Here is a 15600-nt window from a genome sequence, read left to right as displayed (position 1 = left end):
TGCTGTCTAACTAGCTCGGCTTTTTTACTATGAGTTTTAAGCTCCTTATTCATTCGAATGAGAGACTTTATAAACTACTTCTGGGATACTTTTCTTTATAGGCATATTTTTTTGCTTTTTATTATTAATATAGTTTGGATTTACTACAGTACAGTTATTATGGCTATTTGAAGCAGGACATACAGATATGTTTTTATTAGCCTGTGTTTGATGATTGGCATTTAAATTAACTTTATCATTAACATATGTAGTATATTGAAAAGTATTCTGATTGTTAACGATTGAAGTTTGAATTAATCCAGATTCTTTTGCTTTTTGTGCATTAGAATTAGTTGTTGTGGTATTTGATTCTGAAGTAGCTTTAGTTACCGAACTATTACTTGTTTTTGAACTTGAAGAAGAAATAACAAGTTTTTTACTTGTTTTTGTTTCCCAATTATTAGTTGAAGTAGTACTATCGGTTCGTCCAATTTGAGAAACTCCAAAGATAAATACAACGACAAAAATCCAAAACCAAGGCTTTTTATATAGTGGTTTTTCGCTAAGATGGTTATCCATCTTTTTATTTTCTTTATTTTGTAACATTGCGCTTCTCCCCAATATGTCAATCTAACCTATAAAATTATTTATCCTAATTAGTATAACATCATTTCTATCTTATGACAAAGAGACTTGGAAGAAAATCTTACTTGAATAATAAAAATATTTATATTTACTTTACTATCAAAGGTCAAGGATACATAATAGTACTATTTTTTAATAAATCACCAAATTAAACCTTTTCATAATAAATGTTTAACTTAATCTAAATAAAAGTAAAAATAGCACAAACATTTTTAAAAATCAGTAAGAATGGTCTGTTTTATAAAGTCAACATAGTACAATTAGCATGCAGTAAAGGAGGCTGTGTGTATGACTTTATTTCAAACAATTATTCTAGCAATTGTTCAAGGAATCTCAGAACTATTCCCAATTAGTAGTGTTGCTCATTCAGTAATTATTCCCTATTTATTTGGATGGCATCTTAATCCAACTTTTTTAAAGGATAATTTTTTAGAATTCGTTGTGATGATGCATTTAGGAACAACGATTGCATTACTTCTATATTTTCGAAAAGATTGGATAAAAATAATTCATTCAATCTTTAATGCACGTGATTCTAGGAAATCTTTAATGCTAATCATTTGGGGTACTATTCCAGCCGTTATCTTAGGCGCAATATTTGAAAAAACAATTACAAATGCATTTAGCAATGTTTTTTTAGCAGCATCTTTTTTAATTGTAAATGGTATTTTACTTTTTCTAGGTGAACGTCTTAGAAAAAAGGGAACCAAATCAATGGATGACTTAACTTGGTGGCAAGCAATAATCGTTGGTGTTTTTCAATCATTCGCATTAATTCCAGGCTTTTCACGTTCTGGTTCCAGTATGACAGCCGGTTTTTGGATGGGATTATCAAACGAAGAATCCGCTAAATATTCTATGCTATTATCAACACCTGTAATTGCTGGTGCTGCTGTAATGGAAGTCCCTAAATTAGTGGCACATCATCCTGCTGGACTAGTTGGTCTATCCCTAACAGGTGGTGTAGTCGCTGGATTCTTTGCTTTTTTGAGTGTTTACTTTTTAATGCACTGGTTTAATCGTAAAGAAATCAACACCATGGGACCTTTTTCTTTATACTGCATCATTATGGGAGCAGGAGTTGTTCTTTCAAAAATTCTCTAATTGCAAATTTAGTATGCTGTATCAATTGACTCTTCTCAAAAACAATGTAAGTTGCGAATAATATTGTTTTACTGTTGAATTAGAGAAGTATATAATAAAATTTACATTTTAGAAAAATACATTAATAGTTTGGGAGAGTCAACTATGAATACTTTGAAGTACGAATTACTAGGTTTAGAAAAATATAAGACTGTACCTGATATTCCTGTAATCATAACATTACACGGAATGGGGTCTAATTATTTAGATTTACGCCCCCTTGTGCCAATATTTGGTAAGTCTGTTATTGAATTACATGTACAAGGTGGAATTTCCTTTCAAACCGGATTTACTTTTTATATACCTGATTTTAAAGAAAGCTCAGAAGCCACAGTTGTTGGTATGGCTGCAGAAAATATTTATGCACAAATCAAACAGATTTTAATAGAAAATGATTTGCAAAAGCATCCACTAGGTATTATTGGATTTAGTCAAGGTGCAATTCTAGCAAGTACTTTAGCCACTTTGCATCCAAATTGGCTACAAGCAGCTGTTATATTAAGTGGTCGACTACCTGATTTTATTGAAATAAATGCTAAAAAAGAATTGAAGCCTAACGAAATTAAAACTACATTTTTTATTTCTCAAGGGTTGCAAGATCCCATTTTTGCACCACAAGTTGGGCAACACTTAGCAACATTCTTTGAAAACTATGCACTTAGCACAGAGTTTCATCAGTATCAGCTTGGCCATGGCGTTTCAGCAGAAGTAATGCAAGATGCAGCTATATGGGCTAATAAACTTCACTTTAGTAAACAATAAAATAGTAACAGAAACAACTTTTTTTAATTAGTGGGCACTTAATAATCCTGTAATAACTATTTTAATAGCCATTACTTCATATTAGTTATATAATAAATGCATGTGATATGACGTTAATTCGCTGTTTCCCATGCATTTTTTAGAAAACGGGGTGCCAAAAATGGTTTATCGGATTAAATCAGTTCAACTTTCAATCGATTCTTTTGGACAAGAGTTAGGTGTTGCTTTAAGTCCTAAAAATAAGTGGGTTCAGTTGGCCAATCAGTTGCCTTGGTCTAACTTGGAAACCGTTTATACTACAGTTTTTCCTTCAAAAGTCGGTCGGGCCGGAAAACCTTTTCGCCTGTTTTTTGGTGCTCAATTAATTAAACAGGCAACTAACCTGTCGGATGTTGAACTGGTTAATGCGATTCGTGATACACCAGCTTACCAATACTTCATTGGACTTCCCAAGTATCAAATCGAGTTACCTTTTAGTTCTTCTGCCATGACGGTCTTTCGCAAACGAATTGCGCCCATTAGCTCTGAGTTGCGAACAATCATTGGTGATTGGGCCAAACAACAACTGAATCATTCTTTAGATGATGACCAAACAATCATCGTGGATGCGACGGTCGTACCAGTAAATATTCGCTTTCCGCAAGACTATTCACTACTCAGCCAAGCTCGCACAACGCTTGAAAAGTTCATTACTGAGTTGGCTCACCAGTTAAACACTAAGATTCCCCGAACATACAAGCGGGAAGCTCATAAAGCTTATGTTCGTTTCACCAAAAAGCCCCGGCGTTCAGCTAAAGAAACCCGGAATCAGGTTAAAGCGCAACTGCAGTATGTGCGACGTGACTTACGTTATGTCCACGAACTTCGTGAACAAGGTGGTCAGTTGTCAGAACGTCAATTAGTTAAGCTGGCGACGATCCAACAGTTGTTTGAACAACAGAATTTCATGTATGAAAATAAGACTCATCAAGTTAAGGATCGCATTGTTAGTCTGGCACAACCCTATGTGCGGCCAATCAAGCGCGGAAAAGCCCGACAGAATACAGAGTTTGGCCCTAAGATTGATGCTTCCATTCAAAATGGCATCATTGAAATTGAACGGGTTGATTTCAATGCGTTTAATGAGAGTACCGACTTTCAAACCGTAATTGAGCGATACCATCATGTTCATGGTTACTATCCAGATGAAGTTCTTGCCGATAAATTATATCGAAACCGCGAAAACATCGCGTTTGCCAAGGAACATGGGATTAAAATAATTGGGCCCAAACTGGGACGCAAGCCCAAATATATTACTCAAGAGGAACAGCGAGCAGCTAATGCAGCTGCCCGGGACGCTGAAAATCGTCGTGGAAAAATTGAGCGATACTTCTCCTTCATCAAGCACAAATGCGGACTAGGATTAGTGCGCGCTAAAACAGCCTCCACTGTCGCCGTTTCAATTGATTTGGGGATTATGGTGGCCAATATTGAAACAGTTTTACGCTTTTTTTCTTGGAAACTTTTGCTTACCATCAAAACTAACGATATTTATTTAAAAATCAGTTATCAAACAAACCAAATAGATTAAATTCAAGGGCCTAATTCAGTAGCCACTAATTAGGAAGTTGTTTTTTTATGAGATTAAAACACAATTATATGCCAGATAAATATATTTTAATAAATTAAACAAATTCAAAGGTACGTAGTAATAATTGCACACTAACTTTTATGATAAACTTTAACTTATGAATATAAGGGGGAAAATCAATGTAATTTCTATTTTAGACAGATGCTTGCTTTTTTTGAATGATAGTGTGAAAATAAATTTGTATCATGTATTCTGAAATTATTGGAGGAATGAAGATGACGTTAGAAAGAACACTGATTCTCGTTAAACCTGATGGTGTTGCAGCAGGACACATTGGTGAAATTATTTCGAGAATTGAACGGAAAGGGTATAGCATTGAAGCACTAAAAGTAACAATGGCAACAGATGAAAAATTAAAGCTTCACTATTCCGAAAAGGTTGATAAACCTTATTTTGCTGAAATTACATCTTATATGAAAGAGGGACCCCTTGTTGCAATAGTTGCGCGTGGAATCAATGTGATTGATGCCTTTCATAAAATGGCTGGTAAAACGAATCCTTCTGAAGCTGCTCCAGGAACAATTAGAGGTGACTTTGGTTGTGAATGGGAAGACGGCAATTTGAGAAATGTTGTGCATAGTTCAGATGGACAGGAATGTGCTGAAAAAGAAATAAAAATTTGGTTTCCAGAAATGTAATATATTAAAATAACAATAAACTAAAAATTGCTTTCTAAAATAGCGGAGGCAATTTTTTTTGGACTTTAGCTCAACTAAAATATATAATATGCCAGTGGAACAATGAATATTAAATGTGAGGTTATGTATGATAAAACTAATAGCAGTTGACATGGATGGAACTTTTCTAAACGATCAAGGAACTTACGATACAATGCGCTTTACCAAAATATATGAAAAGATACGAGCGCAAAAAATTCATTTTGTAGTTGCAAGTGGTAGTCAATTATATAGAATACAAGATTGTTTCCCAAAGATTAAAGATGAGATTGGTTACGTTGCAGAAAATGGAGCATTTGTTGTAGCAGGAAACAAAGAATTATTTAGCGGCGCAATGAATATGGATGTGCTACAAAGAATTTATACAGAAATTTTAGAGAACCCGCATATACATGCTATTATATGCGGGAAGAAAAGTGCCTATGTTTTACAAAATGAAACATTAGACTTCAAGCAAAATGCTATAAACTATTATCACAAGCTATCCGAAGTACCCAACTTTGATAATATACAGGATATGATCTTTAAAGTTGCTTTATTAGTTGAAAATACACCATTTAGTGAATATCATCGGCATTTAAAGCATACATTTAAGGATGAAGTAACTGCTGTAGTAAGTGGCAATGGTTATATTGATTTGATAATTCCTGGATTGCACAAAGCTAATGGATTAAAAATTTTACAAAAGCACTGGCAAATATCTGAAAAAGAAATATTGGCTTTCGGAGATAACGATAATGATTTAGAAATGTTAGATCATGTTGGAATGGGATATGTAATGCAAAATGCTAAAAAAGATATGCGAAAACATGCAAGTAACATTGCTCCTTCAAATAATGAAAGTGGTGTTTTACAGATTATCGAAAAATTATTAAATATATAGAGATGAAGCCAAAATTTCGTGATAATTTAGATGAAATCTTAATTTATTGTAATATAAAGTTTAAATTTGAGTACAAGATTATATAATAATTAGTTGGTAGACTATATGAAGTAAAATATTTCTATACTAATCATAAAAACAGCTTTTAGTCCAGTTTTAAAAAGGCCATACTTTATGTAAGCTGTTTTTTTGTAGTATCTGCTAATATTAAAAAGAGGGTTAAAGAAGGTGCTATGGATGGTTAAACAAAAAAAGTTTGGCTTGTTTATAATGACATTTGCGCTAATGTTTTCATATGGCTTTATTAATAAAGCCAGTATTAAAAAAAGTGAAAAATATGAAGTACATAATTCAAAAAGTGAGCAAATCAGAAAGTTATTAACTAAAAACAAGCTTTGGGGAACCGTTGTTTTTAATAACAAACTAGGAAAAATACAAACCATTTCGGTTGGATATGCAAACTATGCTAAAAGAAAATTAAATTCAAGTTCAACGTTATATCCACTTGCTTCACTTGAAAAGGGATATACAGCTGTAATAATTCAAAAATTAATAGATAGACATTTGTTAACAATGGATACCAAATTAAGTGAATACTATCCGAAAGTTCGATATGCACGTAAAATAACAATTAGAGAATTATTAGATCATACTTCTGGGATTGAAATGGGAGAGCCAATTCCAAATAAAGTTTTGGTTAGCGATTCAAGTATCGTTGATTGGACACTAAAAAATTTGAAATCTACCGGCAAGATGACTTGGGATTATTCAAATGCTAACTATGTGCTCTTAGCTGGAATCATAACAAAAATCACAAAAGAACCTTACTCAAAAGTATTAAATACTACTATTTTAAAGCCACTAGGATTGGCTGATACTAATGAGTACATAGGGCAACAAGAAAAGCAAGCTGCAATATCATATTATGCTCAAAATAAGATTGAAGAACACCCTATTTCATATAAATTAATCTCAGGTGAGCTAGGTTGTGGAAATTTGTATACTTCGCCAACTGAATATTTTAAATTTGTTACAGCACTAGAAAATGGAAATTTACTTTCACAGGAATCCTTTGCACAGTTATCCAGAAATAGAGGCGGTCTTTATTCTGGCGGATTCTATTATTTTAAGAATGGTCAAAGAGCGCAAGGTGCTGATAATGGATACTATACTTTTTATTATGGTGATAGAAAGCATAATGTTAATATTGTGTTTATGATGAATAAAGGTGGCTCAGATAGCCAAGGCGTGAAGATTATTGACCAAATTAGTAGTATTTTACAAAAGAAAGACAGTTTTTAATAGCTGTTTTATAAAGGGATCGAATATTTGTCATAATAAAAAAGAATGCTTATAATAAGTATGTAATTGGATGTCCAGACTTGATAATTCAAGATAACAGATTTTCGAGGAGGAAAACTTTATGGTTGATGAAAGTTCTGGTTCATTTAGAGATAAAATAACAAATGCAGCGGGAAAATTTGCTAGTACAAGATTTGTACGTGCAATTATGGATGCTGGATATAGTGTTATTCCGTTTTCAATTATTGGTGCTGTTTTTTTGATTCTTGAAATTTTACCACAGGTTATTACATTCAACTGGTTTGCTGTTTTTTATGCAGATACATTAGGTCGGTTTACTAACTTATTTCAAGTCGTATATAATTCAACTATGGGTATTTTGGCTTTGATTTTTGCAGGTACATTTACGTATAGTTACACTAAAATATACCGCGATGAGGAACATCTTAATTTGAATCCGCTTAATGGAATGTTGATGTTTTTAATGGCAATGTTTATTACTGTCCCACAGCTTGTTTGGAAGAGTGGCAACATTCAAGTTGTACAATCATTAAGCAAGACAAATATTATTGGTGGAGGGTATGCAGTTTCTGCATCTGGAATAACTAGAATTGCTGCTGTAGGTATTTTTACAGGTTTAGTCGTTGGTTGGATAACGGTTCAAGTTTATCGTTTTACGATTAAACATAATTGGTCAATTAAGATGCCTGATTCTGTACCAGCCGGTGTTGCTAATTCATTTAGTTCTTTAATTCCAGGTTTTTGTGTAGCGATAGTCGTTGCGTTTCTTGACTTGATACTTATTGTTGCTGGTACGGATATTTTCAAGATCCTGTATATTCCATTTTCATTTATCAGTAACGTTGCAAATACGTGGTGGGGTTTTTTAATTATTATTTTCTTAATTCATTTCTTGTGGTGGTTTGGTATTCACGGAGCCACAATTATAAGTTCGTTTTATACACCAATCGTTTTGGCTAATTTAGCAGCTAATGTAAAAGGGGCTTCTTACTTCTTTGCAGGAGACCCTATGAACGCTTTTGTTATCATTGGTGGTTCAGGAGCTACTTTTGGAATGGCTATGTGGCTTGCTTTTCGTGCTAAATCTGTCCAGTTAAAAGAAATTGGTAAGGTTGAACTTGTTCCAGCAATTTTTAATATTAATGAACCAATTCTATTTGGTTTACCAATTGTTTATAACGTTCAACTACTCATTCCATTTATCTGTGCTCCACTTGCATCAGGGATAGTCGGTTATCTTGCAATTGCAACCCATTTGGTACCTAAGATTAGAGTTCAACAACCATGGCCAACACCTATTGGATTAAGTGGACTGTTTGCTACTGCTAGTTGGAAAGGTGGACTATTATCTATAGTTTGTGCCTTAGTTGCATTTGCTGTATGGTATCCGTTTATCAAACATTATGATAATACACTATTGAAACAAGAGCAACAACAAGAAGAAGTAGAACAATAAAAGATTGATTTTGATGAATGATAAGGACATCCAATTACAATTTTAATAGCTTAAAAACTGCCTTTAGTCAAGATATATAATCTATGTAGTATATAGGTTATGCTATTTGTACTAAAAAGCAGTTTTTTTCTAATTACTCCATTTTTTGAAGTGTTGTTGAAATTGTTTAACAAAATTAGTAATTTCTTTTCTTTTTTCAAAAGAATTCCAAGCAATTCCATATGGAATTTTTCGATTAATATTTGTGATTTTAGTAATGTCTAATGGAATAACGGTAATTGTTTTATTATTGTCAACTTCAAAGATAGGGACAATTGACACACCTAATCCACAGGAAACCAATAATTGAGCAACTTGAATATCATCGCAGTAAATAATGTGAGCATATTCATTTTTTTGCTTAATATATTTGAGTAGTTCTTCTAATTCTGGATGACTATCTGTTCTTTTAGGTATAATTATAGTAGAAGTATTCAAATCTGCGATAGTTATTGTCGTTTGCGTGGCTAATTTTGTATCATTTGGAATAAGTAGTACAAAATCATCTTTATATAAAGTAATCGATTTTATTGTTTTATTATCGATTACTTCATTTGTGTTAAACAAAAGAATATCGATTTTTCTTTCCAATAAATCTTGCATTCCTTTTTTATATTTTACTTTATAGAAAAAAAGTTGAGTTTCCTCATTTTTTTGGCTAAATTTTTTTATAAAATTTGGCAAGAAATCTTTTTCAAACCTATTTAAACTCAATCCTATTGAAATCTTTGCTGAAAATTTTTTATTTTCTTGTTTAGCTCTATCTGTAGCCATAATAATACGAGTATAAATTTCTTTTGCATCACTATAGAATGTTTCACCAGCTGGAGTTAGATGCACATTGCGAACAGTTCTTTCAAATAGCGCTACGCCTAACTCTTGTTCTAATGTTTTAATCAGATTTGATACAGTTGGTTGCGTAACAAACATTCTTTGGGCTGCCTTTGAAAAATTTAAGGACTGAGCTACATTAATAAATGCTTCTAGTTGTTTAGAATTCATAATTTAAGACCTACTTTCAATAACAAATCATTATATATTATAAATCATTTCAATTAGACTTTCCTATAGTAGATGTTAAAATTTAGTTGTATAAAATAAATGGAGGCGCTTTATATGAAATATATTGTAACAGGTGCAGATGGAAAATTAGTTGGAAAAGTAATCAATGGTATATTACGCTATGTTTCAGGATCGGATTTAATTCTTACAACACCAGATTTAAAGTTTGTTTCACCAGAAAGATGGGCTTTTTTTAGACATATTGGTGCTACTGTTCTTGAAGCAAATTATGATAATTCAAAGCAAATGGAACAAACCTTCTCAAATGGCGATCGTTTATACATGATTTCATCAATTGCAATCGGCGAAACAAGACAACAACAACACAAAAATGCAATTGATGCGGCCAAAAAGACAGGCATATCTCATTTAACATACACATCATTTTTAGGCGCAGATAGACCAGAATACACACAATATGTATTAGATGACCATAGATTCACGGAAAAATATCTAACTAACTCTGGCTTGAAATTCAATATTATGCGTAATAATTTATATTTAGATAATTATTTAACAGATTTACCTAAATTAGCATTTATGTCTAACAATATTTGGCGCACAACAGCCGGTGAGGGCAAAGCGACATTTATTCCCAAGGATGACTCAGGTGATGTAGCTGCTGCTTTATTATATGGAAAAGGTAGTGAAAATACTGCTTATGATGTAACTGGTGCAATCGCATATTCTGAACGAGAAATTTGCGACTTTGTTTCAAAAAAATCAGGTGTTGAATTAAAATATCAGCCGGTAAGTGTTGAAGAGTATTACAAGTTCATGGATTCTATTCATATTCCACGCGATTTTTCAGGAGATTTCAGTAAAGCACCATTCAAATTAGTAAGCAACGATATGGTAACTAACGAAGGCAGTGTAGCTACAGGTCAAATGAATATTAATACTACAACTGTTAAAGATTTAACTGGGAATAACCCTAAAACACTAGAGGATATTGTGTATGAATATCAACCGCTTTGGAATAGTTGGATAAGATAATTTAAAATATAATTCAGTAGTATTACATAAGCAAGAATTACAAGTTGTTAAAACCTGTTGTCTTGCTTATTTTTTATTTTGAAATTCATAGTTGCTATATTGCATCTTATATAAATTAACAAACCTGTTGTCGAATTATGGCACCTAATCCCTAGTTTATTTGCTAAGCTCCTTATATACAAATGATTGGAGGAACATAGTTTGAAACTAATTACACATAATTTAACCAAAAAATATCATGATAAAATTGCAGTTGATAATTTAAATATTGAAGTCCCAACACATTCTTTAGTTGCTTTTTTAGGCCATAACGGGGCAGGAAAATCAACAACAATTTCAATGCTGACTGGTATCATGCAGCCTTCTTCTGGCGAAATTAAATTTATTTCACCAAATAACAAAAAGCCCAAGATAGGTGTTGTTTTTCAACGTAGTGTCTTAGATGATGCTCTAACCGTTAAAGAAAATCTAATTTCTCGTGCCAAAATGCAAGGTAATGTGACACTTAATGATGTTGCATATCTTATCAAAGAACTTGGGCTTAGTGCTTTTGAAAACATGCAGTATGGTCTTTTATCAGGTGGTCAAAAAAGAAGAGCAGATATTGCACGAGCATTACTGATTAAACCTGATTTTCTCTTTTTAGATGAACCAACAACGGGGTTAGACATTCAAACTAGATTTGCCATCTGGAATTTTTTAGATAATTTGCGCCAAAAAAATAATTTAACGATTTTTTTAACAACTCATTATTTAGAAGAGGCTGAAAATGCAAATATGGTATACGTTATTGACCAAGGAAAAATTATTGCGCAAGGACCAGCAAAAACAATAATAAATGAAAATACCAAGGATTATTTAGAGATTGATTACAATCCTGAAGATAATTTTATGGATAGCATTAATCGAAAATATGAGCAAGTAACTGAACAAAAAATCAGAATTACGGATATTTCAGTTTTAGCTGCAATTGATTTTTTACAAGAAAACAAAAATAAAATTGAGCACTTTGAATACCATCGAGGAACATTAAATGATGCATTCATGAACTTGACAGGAAAGGCGATGAAATAAAATGTTACCACTTATACAACGAAATTTCACTTTATTTTTTAGAAAAAGAGCGGGAGTCTTTTTTTCAGTTTTAGGAGCATTAATTTCATTTGTATTATTTATCATTTTTTTAAAAAATAATATGTTACACTCGTGGAGTCAGTTAGAAAATCCGGCTAAAATGCTAGATTTATGGGTGATTGGTGGTACATTAGCAGTAACTAGCATGACCGCCACATTAAATTCAATTTCACAAATGGTTGCTGATATTGAAAAAAATGTTTATGATGATATAAGATTAACTGGGATAACCAACTCAAAGATACAATTTAGTTATATAATAAGTGCAACAATTATTGGCACAGTAATGCAAATCATTTTATTTATTGTGATGGCTATCTACTTTAAACATATTGACAATTTAAATATTTCCGGAGCCTTGTACGGAAAATTATTGGGTATTGCAATTTTAGCAGCGTTTGTTGGTAGTGTTTTAAACTATATTCTAATTTACTTTATGAAAAGTATTGATACAGTTGGCAAATTATCATCTATTGTCGGTGCAATGTCAGGTTTTCTCGTTGGAACTTATATTCCAGTTGGTATCTTACCTACTTTTGCACAAAACTTGGTTAAAATAACGCCTGGAGCATATGCAGCAGCATTGTATAGACAGTTGCTGATGCACGATAGTTTAAATAACGTAACTGGAGCATTAGCAATCAAAAAAGAATTAGGCGTGGGTTTAGTTTTGAACGGCCATTTGACTACAATCTCTCAAAATGCCATGATCTTAATGGGAATATTAATTGTTCTGTTGCTTATCTCACTATTTATGAGTACTGAAGGCTTTTATAAAAAAATAAAATTACGTATGGAGTGATGCTAATGAAAGTTCATTTTGAACAAGATGCTTCATTACAGAAAGATATTGATATCACTGTAAAGGCTGCAGATTTTAATGATGAAGTCAAGAAGTTACTTACTCATATTGAGAAGTTTGACGAAGACATCGCTAAGCTTATACCAATAAAGACAACTGAAAAAATAGTAATAATAAAAATCAATGATATCATTCTTGCTGATGTTCAAAAAGACAGTTTAACAATCTATACCGTCACTGCCAGTTATGTAATTCAAGAACGATTATATCGCTTTATGGATAAATTACCCGATAAATTATTTGTGCAAGTTTCAAAACATGCCATCATCAACTTAGATTATTTGCTAGCACTAGAAGACAACTTTGCGGGAACGATGACTGCTCGTTTAGAAAACGAATTACGCACAAGTGTCAGCCGCAAATATCTTAGTGATCTAGAAAAACATTTAGGTTTATAGGAGGGAAGTTAATGAAATTTATAAAAGAAATTCTTAACAGTTTTTTTATAGGTGTTGGTATTGGCGCAACAACTTTTTTGCTATTTATTGTATTTTCTTTCTCAAAGCCGGAATATTTAACTAGTTTTACTGTTCTTAGTGTTCTGTTTATCAGCGGAATGGTGGGGATCCTTTCAGTAATCTTTGATTTAATTGATATGCCCTTTTTATTTTTATTATTAATTCACTTTACTGGTACTTTTGTATTAATGCTCTTGTTAATGCATTTAAATAATTGGGTTCCCTGGTCAGATACGCTACAATTTTTCTTAGAGTTTGGATTTATATACTTAATTATTTGGTTTTATGTAAAACTAAAGATGTCGTTAACGCTTAGAAAAGCTAATGAAAAAATTCAAAAACGTAATAAAGAAAAAAAAAGGGCTAATTAAGTCAAGCATTTGAAAGGATAGGCTATCTTTATGCAAACAGATTTTAAAATTGAACAATTGATTCAAGAAAATGCTTTAATTATTGCTGACAAATGGCATTATGATGGCATTTATTCATTTTATGATATGACAGCCGATTTAGAAGATTATGAAGAAATCGTTACCCCGCAATTACGTAAAAATAATTACTACCAAGTTTTGTCTTTAGATAACAAGTTAATAGGTTTTTTTATGCTTGAATCGATTGCTACTGCACCTAACGTATTTGAAATTGGCTTAGGATTAGCACCTAACTTAACCGGTAAAGGCTTAGGTGAAAAATTTCTAAAAACAATTATCGAATATACAACAAAAAACTTTCCAGTTAACAAACTGATTTTAGATGTTGCTGAATTTAATATTCGTGCGCAAACGGTATATAGGCGTTGTGGTTTTGTAATAACAAAAAGGCATATGCAAGAAGCCAACAATTCTATCTATCCTTTTGTTGAAATGACAAAATATTTTAAATAAATTCAAAATTGTTGCTCATTTTGACCTTTGAACAAGTTGTTTTACTTTACCTTCTTTTTTGAGTGTTATACTATACAGCTATATAAGATGGTTGTTTCTAATGGATGGAGGCCAAATGATGAGTTCAAATTATGATTATGATGTTTTATATTTAGGTGGTGGACATGCTGCTTTTGATGGAGCAGGGCCACTAGCTGCAGTAGGTAAAAAAGTCGCTGTCATTGAAGGAGGCCTATGGGGCGGTACTTGTCCAAATAGGGGTTGTAATGCAAAAATAACTTTAGATGCACCGGTTGTTTTACAAAGATTAGCTGAGCGTATGCAAGGAATTGTTTCAAGTGACATTAAAATTAATTGGTCACAATTAGTCATGCATAAACAAGAAGTGATTGAAAAATTACCTACTAATATTGCAGCAGGACTAACTAATGCCGGTGTTAAACTAATTCATGGTTATGGCAAATTCAAAGATAAGCATACCATTTTAGTTGATAATGTCGCATATACTGCAGAAAAAATAGTAATTGCCACGGGACTAAGACCTAATCGCTTAAATATTCCAGGAAATGAATTAGCACATACTAGTGATGACTTTATGAAATTGGAACAATTGCCTAAAAGAATTGCAATTATTGGATCTGGTTATATTAGTATGGAATTTGCAACAATTGCAAATGCTGTAGGTGCAGAGGTTACTATTTTTATGCATCATAATGTGGCTTTACGTAATTTTTATCAACCGTTTGTCCAACAAGTGGTAGCTGATATGCAAAAACGAGGGATTTCATTCGTTCAAGAAGCAAATATCAAGTCCTTTAAAAAAGTAGCAGATAAATTGTCCATTCAATATGGTAATGAACAAGTAAAAACAGTCGATTGGATTTTAGATGCAACAGGTCGTATAGCTAATGTTGAAAATTTGAATCTAGCTGAAATTGGTATCAAATATACTAAAAAGGGGATTACAGTCAATCAATATCTTCAAACAAACATTGAAAATATCTATGCGGCTGGCGATGTACTCGATAAATTACAACCTAAATTAACACCAACAGCAACGTTTGAATCATATTATCTGTATAAGCTGTTTAGTGAACAAACTGCTGATCCAATTACTTATCCAGCAATTCCATCGACTGTTTATACTTCACCTCGCATAGCTAAAGTGGGATTAAGTCCTGACAGTAAAGATGCTAAAGATATGCGTTTAGTGCATAATAAAATTCCAAATGATTGGTATCGTCAAATTGATAAACAAACTACCGGAGAGAGTATTCTAATATTTGATGAAAAAGAACATCTAGTTGGAGCTACTGAGTTTAGTGAACAAGCAGAGGATGCAATAAATACGTTATTACCAGCAGTTGTATTTAATTATACTAAAGAACAAATGTGGCAATTAGCACATATCTTTCCTTCAATCAGTGCCTCTGCTTGGCATAAAATACGTTAAAAGAATTAACTCAAAGTTTGGCTTTAGATGCGTAATATAGGCTTCTAAGATTAACATACTTCATTATGGTTTACGAGTTCAGGACAAAAATCCTGAACTTTTTTAGTATCTATCTTCTTATTGTTATAAAAAGTATCGTTAGTGTAAAGTATTTGTGGGTAGAAATAAAAAAAGACAAAAAAGAGAAATAACTCTCTGTTACAATTGTAATTGC

Annotated in this window: 16 protein-coding genes; 14 read left to right on the top strand and 2 right to left on the bottom strand. The window is 32.3% G+C overall.

The features are described from left to right. Nucleotides 1–45 precede the first annotated feature (45 nt). Nucleotides 46–585 (bottom strand): hypothetical protein, encoded by a 540-nt coding sequence (locus tag LB941_RS02050; RefSeq protein ID WP_253359085.1) that lies wholly within the window; start codon nucleotides 583–585, stop codon nucleotides 46–48. 327 nt (nucleotides 586–912) lie between these two features. Here LB941_RS02050 and LB941_RS02045 point away from each other — a divergent pair, with 327 nt between their 5' ends. The 7 genes from LB941_RS02045 to celB all read left to right on the top strand — a co-directional run bounded on the left by LB941_RS02045 (nucleotide 913) and on the right by celB (nucleotide 8498). Then, the gene (locus LB941_RS02045) at nucleotides 913–1728 is read left to right on the top strand and encodes an undecaprenyl-diphosphate phosphatase (protein WP_253359083.1); all 816 of its coding nucleotides are present in this window, start codon (nucleotides 913–915) and stop codon (nucleotides 1726–1728) included. A gap of 144 nt (nucleotides 1729–1872) precedes the next feature. Beyond that, nucleotides 1873–2529, top strand: a complete 657-nt coding sequence (locus LB941_RS02040; protein ID WP_253359081.1) for an alpha/beta hydrolase — start codon at nucleotides 1873–1875, stop codon at nucleotides 2527–2529. 160 nt (nucleotides 2530–2689) lie between these two features. After that, entirely contained in the window at nucleotides 2690–4099 is a 1410-nt protein-coding gene (locus LB941_RS02035; RefSeq protein ID WP_253359080.1) for an IS5 family transposase, read from the top strand. A 275-nt stretch (nucleotides 4100–4374) separates the two neighbouring features. Next, nucleotides 4375–4797, top strand: coding sequence for a nucleoside-diphosphate kinase (ndk, locus tag LB941_RS02030; protein WP_253359079.1), 423 nt, complete (start codon nucleotides 4375–4377; stop codon nucleotides 4795–4797). Nucleotides 4798–4924: 127 nt separating this feature from the next. Next, a complete protein-coding gene (locus LB941_RS02025) occupies nucleotides 4925–5719 on the top strand; it encodes a Cof-type HAD-IIB family hydrolase (RefSeq protein WP_253359078.1) in 795 nt (264 codons plus the stop codon). A 237-nt stretch (nucleotides 5720–5956) separates the two neighbouring features. After that, nucleotides 5957–7021: a serine hydrolase domain-containing protein gene (locus LB941_RS02020; RefSeq protein WP_253359077.1), complete on the top strand. Its 1065-nt coding sequence runs from the start codon at nucleotides 5957–5959 to the stop codon at nucleotides 7019–7021. A 121-nt stretch (nucleotides 7022–7142) separates the two neighbouring features. Beyond that, on the top strand, nucleotides 7143–8498 hold the full coding sequence (gene celB / locus LB941_RS02015; RefSeq protein WP_253359076.1) for a PTS cellobiose transporter subunit IIC: 1356 nt from the start codon (nucleotides 7143–7145) through the stop codon (nucleotides 8496–8498). Nucleotides 8499–8627: 129 nt separating this feature from the next. On the opposite strand, the gene LB941_RS02010 is transcribed toward celB, so the two are convergent. Beyond that, on the bottom strand, nucleotides 8628–9539 hold the full coding sequence (locus LB941_RS02010) for a LysR family transcriptional regulator (RefSeq protein WP_253359075.1): 912 nt from the start codon (nucleotides 9537–9539) through the stop codon (nucleotides 8628–8630). 114 nt (nucleotides 9540–9653) lie between these two features. On the opposite strand from LB941_RS02010, the gene LB941_RS02005 reads away from it, so the two are divergent. The 7 genes from LB941_RS02005 (at nucleotide 9654) to LB941_RS01975 (ending at nucleotide 15386) form a co-directional block, all read left to right on the top strand. Beyond that, entirely contained in the window at nucleotides 9654–10595 is a 942-nt protein-coding gene (locus tag LB941_RS02005) for an NmrA family NAD(P)-binding protein (RefSeq protein WP_253359073.1), read from the top strand. A 201-nt stretch (nucleotides 10596–10796) separates the two neighbouring features. Continuing rightward, the gene (locus LB941_RS02000; RefSeq protein WP_253359071.1) at nucleotides 10797–11669 is read left to right on the top strand and encodes an ABC transporter ATP-binding protein; all 873 of its coding nucleotides are present in this window, start codon (nucleotides 10797–10799) and stop codon (nucleotides 11667–11669) included. Between the two features lies 1 nt (nucleotide 11670). Continuing rightward, nucleotides 11671–12531 (top strand): ABC transporter permease, encoded by an 861-nt coding sequence (locus LB941_RS01995; protein ID WP_253359070.1) that lies wholly within the window; start codon nucleotides 11671–11673, stop codon nucleotides 12529–12531. A gap of 5 nt (nucleotides 12532–12536) precedes the next feature. Further along, the gene (locus tag LB941_RS01990) at nucleotides 12537–12989 is read left to right on the top strand and encodes a LytTR family DNA-binding domain-containing protein (protein ID WP_253359069.1); all 453 of its coding nucleotides are present in this window, start codon (nucleotides 12537–12539) and stop codon (nucleotides 12987–12989) included. A gap of 11 nt (nucleotides 12990–13000) precedes the next feature. Next, nucleotides 13001–13420, top strand: coding sequence for a DUF3021 domain-containing protein (locus LB941_RS01985; RefSeq protein ID WP_253359068.1), 420 nt, complete (start codon nucleotides 13001–13003; stop codon nucleotides 13418–13420). Between the two features lie 30 nt (nucleotides 13421–13450). Then, nucleotides 13451–13933, top strand: a complete 483-nt coding sequence (locus tag LB941_RS01980) for a GNAT family N-acetyltransferase (protein ID WP_253359067.1) — start codon at nucleotides 13451–13453, stop codon at nucleotides 13931–13933. Nucleotides 13934–14051: 118 nt separating this feature from the next. Continuing rightward, a complete protein-coding gene (locus LB941_RS01975) occupies nucleotides 14052–15386 on the top strand; it encodes a dihydrolipoyl dehydrogenase family protein (RefSeq protein ID WP_253359282.1) in 1335 nt (444 codons plus the stop codon). Nucleotides 15387–15600 lie beyond the last annotated feature (214 nt).

This window comes from Ligilactobacillus ubinensis, from assembly GCF_024160875.1.
GTDB classification, from domain to species: Bacteria; Bacillota; Bacilli; order Lactobacillales; family Lactobacillaceae; genus Ligilactobacillus; species Ligilactobacillus ubinensis.
This window is presented reverse-complemented; position numbering and strand designations above follow the sequence as displayed.